The organism is Acidovorax sp. (genome assembly GCF_034519795.1).
Taxonomy (GTDB): Bacteria; Pseudomonadota; Gammaproteobacteria; order Burkholderiales; family Burkholderiaceae_C; genus Acidovorax.
In genome coordinates, this window is the sequence record NZ_JAXHOB010000030.1 from 89,047 (window position 1) to 105,845 (window position 16,799).

The following is a 16,799-nucleotide window of genomic DNA, read 5'->3' on the forward strand; positions in this document are numbered from 1 at the left end:
CGGTCACTGGTTGGCGCGTTGCCGTGGCTCCTTGCGTGCGGTGGTGGGCGGCGTGCGCCCAGGGCGAACCCGGCCCGCCCGCGAAGGGGCAGCCCGGTGGTGGACGGTTGGATGAGGAAAGGAAATCAGTGGCCTGCTGCGGCCCGCTCGAACAGCGTCTTTGCCAGGGCGTTGTGCCGCCCCAGCACCACCGGCAGGTCGGCCGTGAGCAGGCGGCCGCCTTCGATCACCACGCGGCCGTTGATGACGCTGGTGTCGGCGCTGGCCGGCGTGCAGAACACCAGGGCCGCCACCGGGTCGTGGCCCGCACCCGCATAGCCGACGGCGGACATGTCGAAGGCCACGAAGTCGGCCGACATGCCGGGTGCCAGCGCGCCGATGTCGTCGCGGTTGAGCACGCGGGCGCCGCCCAGGGTCGCGATCTCCAGCGCCTCGCGCGCGCCCATGGCGGCCGGGCCGTGGCCCACGCGCTGCAGCAGCAGGGCCTGGCGCGCCTCGCCGAGCATGTGGGCGCCATCGTTGGATGCGCTGCCATCCACCCCCAGGCCCACGGGCACGCCGGCATCGCGCATGCTGCGCACGGGCGCAATGCCCGAGGCCAGGCGCATGTTGGAGCAGGGGCAGTGCGCCACACCCGTGCCGGTGCGCGCGAACAGGGCGATGCCCTCGGGGTCGAGCTTGACGCAGTGCGCATGCCACACGTCGCGGCCGACCCAGCCCAGGCTCTCGGCGTACTGCGCGGGGGTGAGGCCGAATTGCTCGCGCGAGAAGGCCACGTCGTTGTCGTTCTCGGCCAGGTGGGTGTGCAGCGACACGCCGTGGGCACGCGCCAACAGGGCCGATTCGCGCATCAGCTCGCGCGTCACCGAGAACGGTGAGCACGGCGCCAGCACCACGCGCAGCATGGCGTGGCGCGAGGCGTCGTGGTACTGCTGTATCAAGCGCAGGCTGTCGCGCAGGATGGCCCCTTCCTCCTCCACCACCGCATCGGGCGGCAGCCCGCCCTTGCTGCGCCCCAGGCTCATGGAACCGCGCGCGGCGTGGAAGCGCATGCCCATCTGCTGCGCGGCGGCGATGGCATCGTCCAGGCGCGCGCCGTTGGGGTACAGGTACAGATGGTCGCTGGTGGTGGTGCAGCCCGAGAGCATGAGCTCGGCCATGGCCGTCTGGGTGGACACATGCACCATCTCGGGCGTGAGGTGCGACCACAGCATGTAGAGGTTGGTCAGCCAGGAGAACAGCTCGGCATCCTGCGCCGCCGGCACGGCGCGCGTGAGGCTCTGGTACATGTGGTGGTGGGTGTTGACCAGGCCGGGCAACACCACGCGCCCGCGCATGTCAAGCACCCGGGCCGTGCCCTCGTCGGCCATGCGGCGGTATTGCAGCGGCAGCTCGGCCGTGGGGCCCACCCACTTCACGGCGGGGCCATCGGCCACCAGGGCGCCATCACGGATCTCGCGGCGTTGCGCGTCCATGGTGACGAGGACATCGGCGTTCAAGGCTATCAGGGTGGTCATGGGGCGGCTTCTCTTTGTTCGCAGGTTTGATGGCACCAGTCTAGGAACGGCAATGCATCTGCGATAGCGCCGAATTGCGCCTGGGGTGTCCACAAAATGTGGACACATGAATCCTGCGGGTTCAGCGTGCGCTGGCAAAGAGCCGCGCCAGCGCGTCGCCGATGTTGGCCGCCATCAGCTCGGCTGCGGGGCTGAGCTGACCCTTGGCGCGCGCCGCCAGCACCAGGGTCTGGCGCGCGAGGTGGGCGTCGCGCAGCGGCACGAAGACCAGGGCGTTGCGGGCGCGCTCTTCCATCAGGTCCAGCGGGTTGAGCAGGGCGATGCCCTCGCCCAGCACCACCAGGCGCAGGATCAGCGCCATCGAGGTCGATTCGGCCACGGACGTGACCTTGATGGCGTTGCGCTCGAAGGCCTCGTCGAGCAGGGTGCGGATGGTCAGTTGCGGCGCCGGCAGGATCAGCGCATGGCCGATGCAGTCGCTGAGCAGCACGGACGACTGGCGCGCCAGCGCGTGCTTGGGCGGCACCACGGCGCCGATCGGCCACTCGCTGGCCGACAGGGTGCGCAGCGCGGCTTTGAGCGACAGGTCGTAGCCCAGGCCCAGCTCGGCATCGCCGCGCTCCACGGCGGCCGGTATCTCGGCGATCGGCAGGTCGATGATGCGCACCGCGATGCCCGGGTAGCGCTGGCGGAAATCGTGCACCAGCGAGGGCAGCAGCGAGCCGGCCAGGCCCGCCGTGGTGGCCACCGTGATCTCGCCGCGGCGCTCGTCCTTGAACTCGGCAATGCGCTCGCGCAGCGCGGCATGCTCACGCAGCGTGTTGCGCACGTGGGCCAGTACCATCTCGCCCAGCGGCGTCAGGCGCAGCCGGTTGTGGATGCGGTCGAACAGCGGCGCACCCAGCTCCGCCTCCAGGTCGAGGATCTGCCGGTTGACCGCCGTGGGCGCCACGTGCAGGTGCTGGGCCGCCTTGCGGATGGAACCGCGGCGGACCACTTCGTCGAGGTAGCGGAGAACGCGGGCGTGCATGCGCGCAGGTTACCCGGTTTGGCGGGGGCGCTGCAGCGCAGCCCCTAGCGCTTGCTGGAGCGCAAGGTTCGGCTGAGCAATATCACCGGCACCAGCCCCACGGCCACCAGGGCCAGCGAGGGCAGCGCGGCCTCGCCCAGGCGCTCGTCGCGCGCGAGCTGGTAGGCCACCACGGCCAGGGTGTCGCTGTTGAAGGGGCGCAGCACCATGGTGGCGGGCAGCTCCTTCATCACGTCCACGAAGACCAGCAGCGCGGCGGCGGCGGTGGAGCGCTTGAGCAGGGGCCAGTGCACGCGCGCCAGCAGGCCGGCGCTGCCGGTGCCCAGCATGCGCGCCGAGTCGTCCAGGCTTTGCGGAATGCGCGCATAGCCGCTTTGCATGGACTGCAGCGCCACCGCGCAAAAGCGCACCAGGTAGGCCCAGACGATGCCCACGGCCGTGGCCGTGACCAGGGCACCCACGCCCCACTGCGGCACGGCGGCCTGCAGCCAGCCCACGGGCAGCAGCAGGCCCACGACGATGACGGCGCCGGGCACGGCATAACCCAGGCTGACCAGCTGCACCACGCCGCGCGTCACCGCGTCGGCACTGCGGCGCACCGCAAAGGCCAGCGCCAGTGCCACGATGACGGCCAGCACGGCGGTGATGGCGCCCAGGCGCACGCTGTTGCCGGCCCATTCGAGGAAGCGCGCCCAGGGCAGCACCGACCAGTCGGCCGCCAGCGGCCGCAGCATGAAGACCACGGGCGCGACGAAGCCCATGAGCACTGGCACCGTGCACACGGCCCAGGCCAGCAGGCGGCGCCCGCCGCGCAGCGCCAGGGGCTGGGCCTCGGCCGAGCCGGCGCGGCCCAGGCCGCCCGCAAAGCGCATGCGCTTTTGCGCCCGCTGCTCCAGGTGCAGCAGGGCCATCACCACCACCAGCAGCATGGTGGCCAGCTGGGCGGCGGCGAGCCGGTTGTCCATGGACAGCCAGGCCTTGTAGATGCCGGTGGTGAAGGTCTGGATGCCGAAGTAGCTGGCCACGCCGAAGTCGGCCAGTGTCTCCATCAGCACCAGGGCCACGCCGGCGGCCACCGCCGGGCGCGCCAGCGGCAGAGCCACGGCGCGGATGCGCCGGGGCAGCGGCGCGCCGAGCAGGCGCGCCGCCTCCATCAGGTGCGCGGCGCGCTCGCCCAGCGCCGTGCGGGCCAGCAGGTAGACATAGGGGTAGAGCGAGAAGATGAACACCCAGACCGCGCCGCCCAGGCTGCGCACCTCGGGCAGCAGCCGGCCTTCAAGCCCGAAGGTGGCGCGCAGCCCCACCTGCAGGGGGCCGCTGAACTGCAGGAAGTCGGTGTACGCATAGGCTGTGACATAGGCCGGCATGGCCAGGGGCAGCAGCAGCAGCCACTCGAAGGTGCGCCGGCCCGGGAAGTCGAACAGCGTCACCGCCGCCGCAGCCACCGTGCCCACGATGGCCGCGCCCAGCGCCACCAGCAGGCTCAGCCACAGCGTGGTCCACACATAGCCGGGCAGCACGGTGGAGGCCATCTCGCGCAGGATGGGGCCGGCCAGCGCATCGGTCTGCCCGAACGGCAGCCACGAAGCCAGCACCGCCAGCACGGGCAGCACAAGGATGCCGGCGAGCAGGACCAGGGGAAGGGTGTGGAGGAAGCGAAACGGTGTGCGGCGCAAGGCAAAAGGGCTCGGCAAAGGGGTCTGGGCATGCCGGCCCCGCGCCCGGGGCCGCAGGGAAGTTCGGAAATGCAAATGCGAATTTTAAGCATTCGAGCCCATCCACCTAAAATGGGGCCATGTTCCTAGAGGTCTCCCAACTTGAAGTGCGCTATGCTGGCCGCCCCCGCGCCGCCGTGCAGAACGTGTCCCTGGGCCTGCGCGCGGGCGATATCGGCGTGCTGATCGGCCCCTCGGGCTGCGGCAAGACGACCCTGCTGCGCGCCGTGGCCGGGCTCGAACCGGTGTCGGGCGGGCAGATCAGCCTGACGCAGAAGGTGGTCAGCAGTGCCAGCGTGAGCGTGCCGCCCGAGCAGCGGCGCATCGGCATGGTGTTCCAGGACTATGCGCTGTTCCCGCACCTGTCGGTGGGGCGCAATGTGGGATTTGGCATCCACCACCTGCCGCGCAGCGAGCAGGCGGCGCGCGTGGCCGAGGTGCTCACCCTGGTGGGGCTTTCGGGCAGCGAGCAGCGCTTTCCGCACGAGCTCTCGGGCGGGCAGCAGCAGCGCGTGGCGCTCGCCCGCGCCCTGGCGCCGCGCCCGCAGCTGATGCTGCTGGACGAGCCGTTCTCGAACCTCGACGTGGACCTGCGCGAGCGCTTGGCGCACGAGGTGCGCGGCATCTTGAAGGCGGCGGGCGCCACGGCCCTCTTCGTCACGCACGACCAGTTGGAGGCCTTTGCCATCGGCGACGTGATCGGCGTGATGCACGAGGGCCAGTTGCACCAATGGGACGACGCCTACACCCTCTACCACCGCCCGGCCACGCGCTTCGTGGCGGACTTCATCGGCCATGGCGTGTTCGCCCCCGCCACGCTGGTGCAGCGCGGCGACAACGTGGTAGCGCTGACGCCGGTGGGCGAACTCACCGACCTGGCCGAATGCCCCCTGCCCGCCAGCTACCCCGGCGGCGAATGCGATGTGCTGCTGCGCGCCGACGACATCGTGCACGACGACGCAGCCCCGGTGCAGGCGCAGATCGTGCGCAAGTCGTTTCGCGGCTCGGAGTTCCTGTACACCCTGCGCCTGGCGAGCGGACAGACCGTGGTGGCGCATGTGCCCAGCCACCACAACCACGCCGTGGGCGAGTGGATCGGCATCCGCGCCGAAGCGGACCATGTGGTGACCTTCCCGCGCGAGACCCAGGCCGGAATCGAGGCCCCGGCGGCCTGAGCCGCTGGGTCGAAAGCGAAGCGTCACGGCGCCGTCATGCAAGGCGGCAAGAATCGGTTGCAATTCGTAGCATCACCATCGGTTCTTCCCGCATGTCCTTTCTCGACAGGTGCCCGGCCACAGGGGGCGGCGCCTCCCCTGCCCCCCTCCACCCTTTCGGAGCCGCCACACCATGAACGGCCCCGATTTCGAACGCTTCCAGGCCAACGCGCAGGATTGCGGCGTGCTGTTCTACTACGCGGGCGAGTTCACGCCCGCCGTGGTGGCTGCGGCGGCCGACTCGCTCAAGCAGCGCCTGGCCACCGAGGACGCCTCGGGCCCGGCCAAGCGCAAGCTGTTCTCCACCTTCGTGGAGATGGCGCACAACATCCTGCACTATGCGGTGCCGCCCGACGATGATGCGTTGGAAACGGCAGCGGCCGATGCGCCTGCAGCGCCCGCCCCCAAGGGCGCCATCGGCGTGGGCAAGGACCTGCCTGCCGACGTGCAGGCAAGCGAAGCCCCTGCACAGTACTGGATCGTCTGCAGCAACGCTGTGGATGCAGCCCATGTGCCGCGCCTGACCGACAAGCTCGACGCCCTGCGCGCCATGAGCCTCGAAGAGATCAAGCAAAGCTACCGGGAGCAACTGCGCAACCCCGACCACAGCGCCACCGACACGCTGAGCAAGGGCGCCGGCCTGGGCCTGTTGACCATTGCGCGCGATGCCAGTGCGCCGCTGGAATACAGCTTTGCGCCCAGCCCCGATAACGAAGGCCGCACGGCGCTGTTCCACGTCAAAGCCCGGATTTGAGCGCGTCCGGCACGTCCTAATCGAGAAACCGCCCCGCGTGTTCGGGCGCGGGGAGCATGCAGGTCTCCGACCGCCCCCAGATGCGGTAGCGGTTGCGCGCCACCAGCCGGTACAGCGCATCGCGCAGCAGGGCCGGCACCAGCCAGCCCACCCACGCCAGCCGCCAGGGCCAGCCCAGCGCGTGCAGGATGCGCAGGATGGCGGCGGTGTGCTGCCAGGTACGGCCACCGTCGTCCTTGTCCTCGACCACCAGCAGGGTCTGCAGGCCATCGACCTGAAGGCCCGCCTCGTGCAGCAGGCGCAGGCCCTCTTGCCCCTGGATGGAGGCAAAGCGGATACGGCCCGCGCGGTCATGGCGCAGCAGAAACTGCACCCAGCCATTGCACAGCAGGCACTTGGCGTCAAAGACGACGATCACGGGATTCGGGCGTCAGAGACGACAATCATGGGATTCGGGCGTCGGCAGGCACCTGCAGGTGCCCCCGGTAGCCCACCACCCGGCCGATCCAGGGCACGCTGGCCTGCACCTCGAAGTGCAGTTGGTCATCGCCCTGCCCCATCTCGCGCGCCACGATGGCGGGCTGCAGCCAGCGCGGGCAGGGAATGCCCATGAAACGCATGCGCACCAGGCGCATCTCCAGCCGGCCGCCCTCCACCGCCGCCAGGCCGAACAGCAGCCGCGCCGCGCCCATGTGCTCCTCGACAAAGCCCGGTGCCTCGCGCAGGGTGGAGCGCATGGTGCGCGTGGGGAAGATGCGCGTCCAGACCTCGGCGCCGGGGGTGGCATCGAGCTCGAAGCGGATCACGCCCTGCCCCGCCTGCTGCGGCGCCCCGAGCCCCCAGGCCAGCACGCGGCCGAGCAGCGATGCCGGGGCCTGCACCTGCACCTGGCCGTGCAGCACCTGCGCCCCCGCCAGGCGGTGAAAGCGCGCCACCGGGGAGGAGAGCCGGTCAAAATCCACCCCCATCACGCGCTGGTACAACGTGGCGGGTGTGGCAGCGGGGGATGCGGTGGAGGTCATGGAGCAGTGCGTCGGCAGGGACTGAAAAGAGCCAGCGTGCGGCCAGTCTACCCGGGACGTTGCAGCGGGCCAAAAAAAGCGGGCCGTGGCCCGCGCGAACCCCAGGTGAACGATCTCAGCCCTTTGGTTTGCGCTGCAGCGCTTCCAGGGCGTTCAGGTCCACCTGCGAAAGCATGCCGCGCAGGTCCTGTACGCCCACACCGTCGCCTTCGATGCCGACCACCAGGCCGTTCTTGAGCACGGTCTTGAACTCTGCGCGGCTACCGTCCTTCTGGTAGCTCTGGTGCAGGGTGCGGCCGTTTTCCTGCCAGGTCTTCTCGGCGCTGCTCTGGTCTTCCTTCTCGCCCTGGCCCATGCCCATGGCCAGGGCCGCCATCTGGCCCAGGCCGCCGATGTCGATGATCTCGATGCGCACACGCTTGTCGCCGCTGCCGTAGGAGGCGCTGGCCTGGCTGGTGGGCAGGCCCAGGGCCGCGCCGTCCTGCACGTCGAAACCGGTGCGCGGCAGGCCGGCCAGTTGCTCGGGCAGTGCGGCCTTGAGCGACTGGGCCGCCACGGCCTGGCCGCCACCCATCATGCTGGCGGCTGCCGCCACGGCGCCGCTGTTGGCTGCGGCAATGGCGGCGGGGTCCTGGCTCTTCTGGGCTTTTTCCATCTGGCGCGCGGCCTCTTCCATCTTCTTGCTGGCCGCTTCGAGGCCGGCGGTGTCGATGGTGACCTTGCCGCCGGGCGTGTTCACCGAGATGGCGGGGGCATCGGATCCGCTGAACATGGCGCCGGTGCTGGGCATGAAGATCGAGCTGACGGCCGCCATGATGACGCCGACCACGATGCCCGCGACGATCACCACGGCCGTGTAGGCGATGGACTTGTCGGGGTTGCTGCGCATGAGCACCGGCAGGCCCAGGTAGACCAGGTAGATGGAGTACAGCGCCGCGACGACGCCCAGCATGGCCAGGGCCGGCAACAGGCTGAAGATGCCGCCCAGGATCGCCGCCGTGCTGCCGTAGACCGCCACCTTGAGCGCCTGGATGGAATTCTTCTGACCGCCGAAGGTGGGCGCCAGCGCATCGATGATGAGGCCCAGCACGAACACGCCGACCAGGCTGAGCACGTACGAGACCACCATGTTGATCAGACCCGACAGGATGGGCACCCGCACATTGAAGCCAAAGCCGCCAAAGCCGATCAGCGACATGCCGATGAAGCCACAGACCGCAGGGATGATCGCCAGGATCATCAGGTACTGGGTGTACAGCCCCGCCACATCGGCCGGCTCGGCATCGATGGTGGCCCAGGTCTCCTTGGGTTTGAGAAGAATGCTCTTGACGCGTTCGATCAGGTTCATGGTCGTGCCCTCCCGGCAGTGTGAATGGACGCCTGCGTCCTTGCATGGGATGCAGGCTGGCTTGTCAACTGGTGCGGACGATAAGGCAATTGCGTGGATTTGCAGCCCCCACCCCGGCCCCCTTGCGCCGCAAATGTGGAATATGCACGGTTTCGGGCGGGCAGGCTACCCCGGCGGTCGTGCGTGGGGCAGCGACCGAGGGCCGAAGGGTAGGAATTGCTGGGGGAGAAAACGCCCCGGCAGAGCGCGGCGAGCGCGCTCAGAGGCTGGGAATTTTTTGGCCGGGTCCGAGGGGCGCGCCAAAACGCCTCGGATCCACGCGCAAAGCACAGCCACAGCGTGGGGCTATGGCGAGCATTTGCGTTCGACGAGCCGGGGGGCTTTGGCGTGCAAGGCGGGCATGGACCAAAGATTCTCAGCCTCTCACCCCTGCACGGGCGGCGCTGGAACCGGCTCGCGCGGTGTCTCGGAGGGTGATTGCGAAGGCGGAGGCTCGGGCGTCTGGGCCGGGGTCTGGCTGGGCGGGGGCGCAGGGGTCTGCTGCGGCGTGGTGCTGGTCGATGGCGGTGCCGGGGGCTGGTACGGCGATGATGCCGGCGGAGCGGCAGGCCGCAGGCCCGGCACGATGGCAGGCGTGTTGACGCCCTGGGCCACGGCGGCCATCGAACTCAACACCAACACGGTCCAGACGCCCATTTGCTGGATGAATCGCATAGCTGTCTCCATGGAACGAGCCACCAGTGTCATGCACACCGGCGCCGGACAAAGTCGGACAACGTCCCATTCGCCTCGGGGACTTCGGCCCACATGCGCTGCCGATGCCCCTGCGAAGGCAGCGCGGTCCATCTCCCACGGGAGCGCAGCCGCTCAGCTGCGACGCAGGCGGTCCACCGTGGCTTGCAGGTCCTGCGTAAACACCCGCCGATCCCGCCCCGCAGGCAGTTCCGGCTCACCATAGTGCACCACGGCCTCGATGGCCGGGGCGCTCAGGGTGCGCCAGATGGAGCCGACCAGTGTTTCATCGCCGATGTAGCTGGGGGCGAAGCTCAGTTCGCCAGTGGTGCGGTCGACGAAGCGCAGGCCCACGGGCTGCACGGGGGCGTTGGCCACCACCGCGGCCTGGATGAGGTTGGCGTGGAAGGGCAGGATGTCGCGGCCGTCGCCGGTGGTGCCTTCGGGGAACACGGCGAGCACCTCGCCGCGCTCCAGCGACTCCTGCATGGTGCGCACCATGCGCAGGGCGTCGCGGCGCGAGGCGCGTTCGATGTACAGGGTGCCGGCGGCGGTGGCCAGGCCGCCGATGAGGGGCCAGGCCTTGACGTCGGACTTGGAGACGAAGCGGCAGTGCCGTGCCGCGTGCATCACCGGGATGTCGAGCCACGAGATGTGGTTGGCCACCAGCATGACCGGGCCGGTAATGGGCGGCTGGCCCTGCAGGCGCAGCGAGATGCCGGCCTTGGCCAAGAGCTCCATGGACCAGGCCTGCACGCGGGCGTGCTGCTGGTCGGGCGAGAGCGACGGAAAGCGCAGCGCCACGATGGCCATGCCTTTGAGGATATGGCCCAGCATGCGCACGAGGCGCCAGACGGCGCGCAGGGCCTTCATGGCAGGTTCACTGGCCCGCTCGCTCAGCCGCCGCGGTCGAAGGCGACCTGCCCGCCGACCAGGGTGGTTCGCACGCGGCCCGGCAGTTCGTAGCCGAGGAAGGGGGTGTGCTTGCCCTGGCTGCGCAGCGCGTCGCCCTGTACCGTCCAGGCGGCGGCGGGGTCGAAGATGCACAGGTCGCCCACGCCGCCTTCGGCGATCTTGCCGACGCTGGCCTGCAGGGTGCCCAGGGCGCTGCCCAGCACGCGCGCAGGCTCGCTGGTGACGACCGCCAGGGCGCGCTGCAGCGGCACGCCACTGTCCTGCGACCACTTGAAGGCCAGGCTCAAGAGCAGCTCCAGGCCGGTGGCGCCGGGCTCGGCCTCGGCGAACGGCAGGGTCTTGGCGTCCTCGTCCACGGGGGTGTGGTCGGACACCAGCACGTCGATGGTGCCGTCGGCCAGCGCGGCGTTCAAGGCATCGCGGTCGCGCTGCTGGCGCAGCGGGGGCGACAGGCGGGCGCGGCTGTCGAAGAAGCCGATGTCCACGTCGGTCAGGTGCAGCGAGTTGATGCTCACGTCGGCCGTGACCTTGAGGCCCTCGGCCTTGGCGCGGCGCACCAGCTCCACGCCGGCGGCGCTGCTGATGCGGCACAGGTGCACGTGCGCGCCGGTGCTGCGCTGCAGCTCGAAGATGGTGTGCAGGGCAATCGTCTCGGCCGCCACGGGCACGCCCGAGAGGCCCAGGCGCGTGGCCAGGGGGCCGCTGGCGGCCACGCCCTTGCCCAGGTGCAGCTCTTGCGGGCGCAGCCACACGGTGTAGCCGAAGGTGGCGGCGTACTGCAGCGCGCGCTGCGTGACCTGGGTGCTGGCCAGCGGCACCTCGGCCTGGCTGAAGCCGACGCAGCCGGACTCGGTGAGTTCGGCCATCTCGGTCAGCACCTCGCCAGCCAGGTTGCGGGTGAGCGCGCCCAGGGGGAACAGGCGGCTCTGGTGCAGCTTTTCGGCGCGGAACTTGAGCATCTCCACCAGGCCGGGCTCGTCGAGCACAGGGTCGGTGTCGGGCGGGCAGACCAGGCTGGTCACGCCGCCGGCCACGGCGGCGGCCATTTCGGATTCGAGCATGCCTTCGTGCTCGTGGCCGGGCTCGCGCAGGCGCGCGGCCAGATCCACCAGGCCGGGCAGCACGTAGCAGCCGGCGGCGTCGATCACGCGGTTGGGGGCAAAGTCGGGCGGCACGCGATTGATGCCGACGATGCGGCCCGCCGCCAGGGCGATGCTGCAGGTCTGGTCAAAACCGGATGCGGGGTCGATCACCCGGCCGTTCTGGATCAGTATCTTCATGCTTCATTTCCTGCAACGATGGACATGACGGCCATGCGCACTGCAATGCCGAAGGTCACCTGCGGCAGGATCACGCTTTGCTGGCCGTCGACAACGGCGGAATCGATCTCCACGCCGCGGTTGATCGGGCCGGGGTGCATGACGATGGCGTCGGGCTTGGCCAGCTGCAGCTTTTCCTGCGTGAGGCCGAAGCTCTTGAAATACTCCTGGCTCGATGGCAGCAGCGCGCCGCTCATGCGCTCGTTCTGCAGGCGCAGGGTGATCACCACGTCAGCGTCCTTGATGCCCTCTTCGAGGGTGTGGCAGACGCGCACACCCATCTGCGCCATGTCGGACGGCACCAGGGTGCGCGGGCCCACCACGCGCACTTCGGCGCAGCCCAGGGTGGTCAGGCCGTGGATGTCGGAGCGTGCCACGCGCGAGTGCAGCACGTCGCCGACGATGGCCACCGTGAGGTTGCTGAAGTCCTTCTTGTAGTGGCGGATGGTGTACATGTCCAGCAGCCCCTGCGTGGGGTGGGCATGCCGGCCGTCGCCCGCGTTGATCACGTGCACGTGGGGGGCTACGTGCTGGGCGATGAGGTAGGGAGCGCCCGATTCGCTGTGCCGCACCACGAACAGGTCGGCCGCCATGGCCGAGAGGTTGGCGATGGTGTCGAGCAGCGACTCGCCCTTGCTGGCCGAGCTGCGTGCGATGTCGAGGTTGATCACGTCGGCCGACAGGCGCTTGGCCGCGATCTCGAAGGTGGTGCGGGTGCGCGTGCTGTTCTCGAAGAACAGGTTGAACACGCTCTTGCCGCGCAGCAGGGGCACCTTCTTGACCTCGCGGTCGCTGACGCTCACGAAGTTGGCGGCGGTATCGAGGATGTGCGTGACGATGTCGCGCGGCAGGCCTTCGATGGACAGCAGGTGGACCAGCTCGCCGTGGCCATTGAGTTGGGGGTTGCGCTTGTGCAGCACGGTCAGGCCTCCCGGGCTTGTTGGACTTGGAACTGGAAAGCGCCCTGCTCGTCGCGCGCCAGGGCCAGCGATTGGGTGGCCGGCAGCGCCACGCGGGCGGCGGCAAACTCGGCATGCACCGGCAGCTCGCGCCCGCCGCGGTCCACCAGCACGGCCAGGCGCACGCTGGCGGGGCGGCCATAGTCGAACAGCTCGTTGAGCACGGCGCGGATGGTGCGGCCGGTGTACAGCACGTCGTCGAGCACGATGATGTCGGCGCCGTTGACGTCGAAGGGCAGCGAGGTCTGCGCGCCGGCCGCCAGGCCGCGCTGGGCAAAATCGTCGCGGTGCATCACCGACGAGAGCACGCCGGGCGCGCCTTCGAGGCCCAGGTCCTTCTGCAGGCGCTCGGCCAGCCAGGCGCCGCCCGAGGCGATGCCCGCCAGGTGCGTGCCGCCAGGGTGCACCATGCTGCGCACGCCGCGCAGCAGCTCGCGGTACAGGGCCTCGGCGTCGAGCACCAGGCTGCCGCCGGACGCGCCGGAGGGGGAGTTCGTCGTCGTCATGGAAGATTCCTCAAAAACTGTTCCAGGATGATGCAGGCCGAGGCGGCATCGGCATCCTTGGCGCCACCGGCAATCGCCTCGGTGGTGCTGTAGCGCTCGTCGACCTCGAACACCTGCAAGCCGAAGCGGCCGCGCAGCTGGCGCCCGAACTTGAGGGCGCGTTCGGTGTTCTGGTGGCTGGCGCCGTCGGGGTGGAAGGGCACGCCGATCACCAGGGCGTCGGGCTGCCACTCCTTGATGCGCTGGGCCACCTGCACGAAGCGGGCGTCGCCCTCGGCCTTGATGGTCTCTTGCGGGCTGGCGCTGCGCAGCAGGCGGTTGCCGGTGGCCACGCCCGTGCGCTTCTGGCCAAAATCGAAAGCAAGAAAGGTCTGGAAATGCGCAGGAACGGCCGGCTGAACGGACAGGCCGCTCATGCGTGCCCCGCCTCGGGCGAGAGCATCCAGGCCTGCAGGCCCAACAGGGCCAGTGCGCGGTCGTAACGCTCGGTCACGGGGGTGTCGAAGATCACCGACAGGTCGGCCGCCACGGTGAGCCAGGCGTTTTCGGCCAGTTCCGATTCGAGCTGGCCCTCGCCCCAGGAGGAATAACCCAGGGTGATGAGCACGCGGCGCGGGCCGGCGCCGGTGGACAGGGCTTCGAGCACGTCCTTGGAGGTGGTCATCTCCAGGCCGCCAGGGATGGTCATGGTGGAGGCGTAGGCCGACTCGTCGGTCTCTGCCTTGTCCATGAGCATGGGCTCGTGCAGCACGAAGCCGCGCTCGGTCTGCACCGGGCCGCCCGAGAAGACGGGCGCGGTGCGCAGGTCCTCGCGTCGCAGGGACAGGTCGACCTTGTCGAACAGGCCCTTGAGGGTGATGTCGGTGGGCTTGTTGATGATGAGCCCTAAAGCGCCACGCTCGCTGTGCTCGCACAGGTAGACCACACTGCGCGCGAAAGACTCATCCTCCAGACCGGGCATCGCGATCAAAAAGTGATGCGTCAGGTTGATGGGCGCAGAATCGATAGACATATGTGCCAATTTTAACGGTGAACATGGAGCCCTCTTATTCCACCGGTCTCGTATGGTTCCGGCGCGACCTGCGCGCCAGCGACCACGCGGCCCTGTACCACGCCCTGACCACCTGCCAGAAGGTGCACTGCGCCTTCGTTTTCGACACCGAAATCCTCGATCCGCTGCCCAGAAAGGACCGGCGCGTGGAGTTCATCCACGGGTCGCTGGTCGAACTCAACGAGCGCCTGCGCGCCCTGTCGGGCCATGCAGGCGGCGGGCTGATCGTGCTGCATGCGGTGGCCAGCGATGCGATTCCCACACTGGCCGAGGAATTGGGGGTGGACGCGGTGTTCACCAACCACGACGACGAGCCCCAGGCCCTGGCGCGCGACCAGCGGGTGCGCACGCGGCTGGCCACGGCCCGCCGCGCGTTTCACACCTACAAGGACCACACGGTCTTCGAACGCGACGAGGTGCTGACCCAGACGGGCAAGCCCTACAGCGTGTTCACGCCGTACAAGAACGCCTGGCTCAGGAAGGTCGATGCCTTCTACCTGAAAAGCTACCCCGTGGAGCGCCATGCGCGTCGCCTGGCGCCCCGCCCCCAGGCGCACGCCCATGCCGTGCCGGCACTCCAGGCCCTGGGCTTCGAGCCCGCGGGTCTGGCGCTGCCTGCCGGCGAAAGCGGGGCGCAGGCGCTGTTCGAGGATTTCTGCCAGCGCATCGGCCGCTATGAGGATGCGCGCAATTTTCCGGCCGTGAAGGGGCCGAGCTACCTGAGCGTGCACCTGCGCTTTGGCACCATCTCGCCGCGCCTGCTGGCACGCACGGCCCATGCGCTGATGGTGCAGGGCAACCAGGGCGCCGCGACCTGGCTCAGCGAGCTGATCTGGCGCGACTTCTACCACCAGATCCTGGCGCACCATCCGCAGGTGGTGGAGAACAGCTTCAAGCCCGCCTACGACGCCATCGTGTGGGAGAGCGGCCCCGAGGCGAAGGAACTGTTCGCCGCCTGGTGCGAGGGCCGCACCGGCTACCCGCTGGTGGATGCGGCCATGGCACAGATCAACCAGACGGGCTACATGCACAACCGCCTGCGCATGGTGGTGGCGAGCTTTCTGGTGAAGGACCTGGGCATCGACTGGCGCTGGGGCGAGGCTTACTTTGCCACGCACCTCAACGACTTCGACCTGGCGGCCAACAACGGCGGCTGGCAGTGGGCCAGTTCGAGCGGCTGCGATGCGCAGCCGTATTTCCGCATCTTCAACCCCGTGAGCCAGAGCGAGAAATTCGATGCCAAGGGCCAGTTCATACGCAGGTACCTGCCGCAACTGGCCGGCCTGCCCGATGCGGCCCTGCACGCCCCGTGGGCAGCAAAGCCGCTGGAGCTGCAGGCAGCCGGGGTGGTGCTGGGCAGCACCTACCCACACCCCATCGTGGACCACGATGCGGCGCGCCAGCGCACGCTGGAAAGGTATGCCGTGGTGAAGACGGCGGAGTGATGGCGCTGCCACCCCGATGGAGTGGCGCCTGTCAGAACCGCGAAATCGGGTCGCGCGGTTTTTCGGCCATCTGCATGCCGCCATCGTCGATGGCCAGGCCGTTGCCGGACGCCAGGCGCAGGCGCAGGGTCACGTCGGTGCGGTTGTCGGCATTGGCCACGGCCTCGGCCGGGGTGATGGTGCCGGCCTCCACCAGGGCCAGCAGCGACTGGTCGAAGCTGCCCATGCCCTGCTCGCTGCCGCGGATGATGGCGGTCTTGAGTTCGTCGACCTGGCCCTTCTGGATCAGGTCGGCCACGAAGGGGGTGAGCAGCATGACCTCGGTGGCGGGCACCAGGGTGCCCTTGACGCTCTTGATCAGGCGCTGCGCGACGACGGCCTTCAGGCTCAGCGACAGGTCCATCAGCAGCTGCTGGTGGGCCGTCTCGGGGAAGAAGTTCAGGATGCGCTGCACCGACTGGCTGGCATTGTGCGCGTGCAGGGTGGACACGCACAGGTGGCCCGACTGCGCGTAGTGCAGCGCATGCTGCATGGTGGCGCGGTCGCGGATCTCGCCGATCAGGATCACGCTGGGCGCCTCGCGCATGGCGCGGCGCAGGGCCTCGTCGTAGGACAGGGTGTCCAGGCCCACCTCGCGCTGGGTCACCAGGGATTTCTTGTGGTTGTGCAGGTACTCGATCGGGTCCTCGATGGTGAGGATGTGCCCGTTGGCGTGCTCGTTGCGGTGGTCCAGCATGGCCGCGAGCGTGGTGGTCTTGCCCGAACCGGCCGCGCCCACGGTGAGGATCAGGCCGCCGTTCAGGAACGCCAGCTGCTTGAGCACCGGCGGCAGGCCCAGTTGGTCGAGCTGCGGAATGTTGGACACCACGTGCCGCACCACGATGCCGACCTGGCCGCGCTGCATGTGGATGTTGAAGCGAAAGCGCTCTCCATCGGGCGTGGTGTACGAAAGGTCGCACTCCATGGTGGCCTCGAACTCCTCGCGCTGCGCCTTGCGCATCACCGAGTAGGCCATCATGCGGATGTCGTCCGGCCCCATCACCTGGCGCGAGATGGGCACGTACAGCCCTTGGCGCTTGACCGTGGGCGAAGCGCCCGCAAGCAGGAACAGGTCGGACGCGCCTTCGCGCGCCACCAAGGCCAGGCAGGCCAGCAACCGGCTGTCGCCGGCAATTGAACTCGACTCCATCGGCACCTCTGGTCAGGCAGACAGACAGACACGAAAAAGCCGCAGACCCCCACAAACACCAACGCCTGCACCGGTGAGGGATG

17 protein-coding genes are annotated in these 16,799 nt (G+C 69.2%); 3 read left to right on the forward strand and 14 right to left on the reverse strand.

What is annotated here, in order from left to right; all coding sequences use genetic code 11:
* Nucleotides 1–125: 125 nt before the first annotated feature.
* From U5N23_RS29280 to U5N23_RS29290, 3 genes are all read right to left on the reverse strand, one after another.
* A complete protein-coding gene (locus tag U5N23_RS29280) occupies nt 126–1,517 on the reverse strand; it encodes an 8-oxoguanine deaminase (protein ID WP_322596209.1) in 1,392 nt (463 codons plus the stop codon).
* 121 nt (nt 1,518–1,638) lie between these two features.
* Nucleotides 1,639–2,547: a LysR family transcriptional regulator gene (locus U5N23_RS29285; protein WP_322596210.1), complete on the reverse strand. Its 909-nt coding sequence runs from the start codon at nt 2,545–2,547 to the stop codon at nt 1,639–1,641.
* A gap of 44 nt (nt 2,548–2,591) precedes the next feature.
* Nucleotides 2,592–4,223, reverse strand: coding sequence for an iron ABC transporter permease (locus U5N23_RS29290; protein WP_322596211.1), 1,632 nt, complete (start codon nt 4,221–4,223; stop codon nt 2,592–2,594).
* Between the two features lie 119 nt (nt 4,224–4,342).
* Between U5N23_RS29290 and U5N23_RS29295 the strand changes: the two genes are divergently transcribed.
* Nucleotides 4,343–5,437 carry an ABC transporter ATP-binding protein gene (locus U5N23_RS29295; RefSeq protein ID WP_322596212.1) on the forward strand — a complete coding sequence of 365 codons (1,095 nt, stop codon included), beginning with the start codon at nt 4,343–4,345 and terminating at the stop codon, nt 5,435–5,437.
* A 172-nt stretch (nt 5,438–5,609) separates the two neighbouring features.
* Nucleotides 5,610–6,230, forward strand: coding sequence for a SiaB family protein kinase (locus tag U5N23_RS29300; RefSeq protein WP_322596213.1), 621 nt, complete (start codon nt 5,610–5,612; stop codon nt 6,228–6,230).
* Nucleotides 6,231–6,246: 16 nt separating this feature from the next.
* Here the strand turns inward: U5N23_RS29300 and U5N23_RS29305 are convergent, their stop codons facing one another.
* From U5N23_RS29305 to U5N23_RS29350, 10 genes are all read right to left on the reverse strand, one after another.
* A complete protein-coding gene (locus tag U5N23_RS29305) occupies nt 6,247–6,648 on the reverse strand; it encodes a thiol-disulfide oxidoreductase DCC family protein (protein WP_322596214.1) in 402 nt (133 codons plus the stop codon).
* Between the two features lie 25 nt (nt 6,649–6,673).
* On the reverse strand, nt 6,674–7,252 hold the full coding sequence (locus U5N23_RS29310; protein ID WP_322596215.1) for a DUF4166 domain-containing protein: 579 nt from the start codon (nt 7,250–7,252) through the stop codon (nt 6,674–6,676).
* Nucleotides 7,253–7,367: 115 nt separating this feature from the next.
* A complete protein-coding gene (locus U5N23_RS29315) occupies nt 7,368–8,600 on the reverse strand; it encodes a Yip1 family protein (protein ID WP_322596216.1) in 1,233 nt (410 codons plus the stop codon).
* A gap of 423 nt (nt 8,601–9,023) precedes the next feature.
* A complete protein-coding gene (locus U5N23_RS29320) occupies nt 9,024–9,314 on the reverse strand; it encodes a hypothetical protein (protein ID WP_322596217.1) in 291 nt (96 codons plus the stop codon).
* A 153-nt stretch (nt 9,315–9,467) separates the two neighbouring features.
* Nucleotides 9,468–10,205 (reverse strand): lysophospholipid acyltransferase family protein, encoded by a 738-nt coding sequence (locus U5N23_RS29325; protein WP_322596218.1) that lies wholly within the window; start codon nt 10,203–10,205, stop codon nt 9,468–9,470.
* Between the two features lie 23 nt (nt 10,206–10,228).
* Complete coding sequence (locus U5N23_RS29330; RefSeq protein WP_322596219.1) at nt 10,229–11,527, reverse strand: dihydroorotase; 1,299 nt, start codon at nt 11,525–11,527, stop codon at nt 10,229–10,231.
* Nucleotides 11,524–12,486, reverse strand: coding sequence for an aspartate carbamoyltransferase catalytic subunit (locus U5N23_RS29335; protein WP_322596220.1), 963 nt, complete (start codon nt 12,484–12,486; stop codon nt 11,524–11,526). The genes U5N23_RS29330 and U5N23_RS29335 overlap by 4 nt, the downstream gene beginning before the upstream one ends.
* Nucleotides 12,487–12,488: 2 nt before the next feature.
* A complete protein-coding gene (pyrR, locus tag U5N23_RS29340; protein WP_322596221.1) occupies nt 12,489–13,031 on the reverse strand; it encodes a bifunctional pyr operon transcriptional regulator/uracil phosphoribosyltransferase PyrR in 543 nt (180 codons plus the stop codon).
* A complete protein-coding gene (gene ruvX, locus U5N23_RS29345) occupies nt 13,028–13,447 on the reverse strand; it encodes a Holliday junction resolvase RuvX (RefSeq protein WP_322596222.1) in 420 nt (139 codons plus the stop codon). The genes pyrR and ruvX overlap by 4 nt, the downstream gene beginning before the upstream one ends.
* Nucleotides 13,444–14,043 (reverse strand): YqgE/AlgH family protein, encoded by a 600-nt coding sequence (locus tag U5N23_RS29350; protein ID WP_322596223.1) that lies wholly within the window; start codon nt 14,041–14,043, stop codon nt 13,444–13,446. Before U5N23_RS29350 ends, ruvX begins: the two co-directional genes overlap by 4 nt.
* Nucleotides 14,044–14,066: 23 nt before the next feature.
* Here U5N23_RS29350 and U5N23_RS29355 point away from each other — a divergent pair, with 23 nt between their 5' ends.
* Nucleotides 14,067–15,527, forward strand: a complete 1,461-nt coding sequence (locus U5N23_RS29355) for a deoxyribodipyrimidine photo-lyase (protein ID WP_322596224.1) — start codon at nt 14,067–14,069, stop codon at nt 15,525–15,527.
* Nucleotides 15,528–15,558: 31 nt separating this feature from the next.
* On the opposite strand, the gene U5N23_RS29360 is transcribed toward U5N23_RS29355, so the two are convergent.
* Nucleotides 15,559–16,716, reverse strand: a complete 1,158-nt coding sequence (locus U5N23_RS29360; RefSeq protein WP_322596225.1) for a PilT/PilU family type 4a pilus ATPase — start codon at nt 16,714–16,716, stop codon at nt 15,559–15,561.
* Nucleotides 16,717–16,799 lie beyond the last annotated feature (83 nt).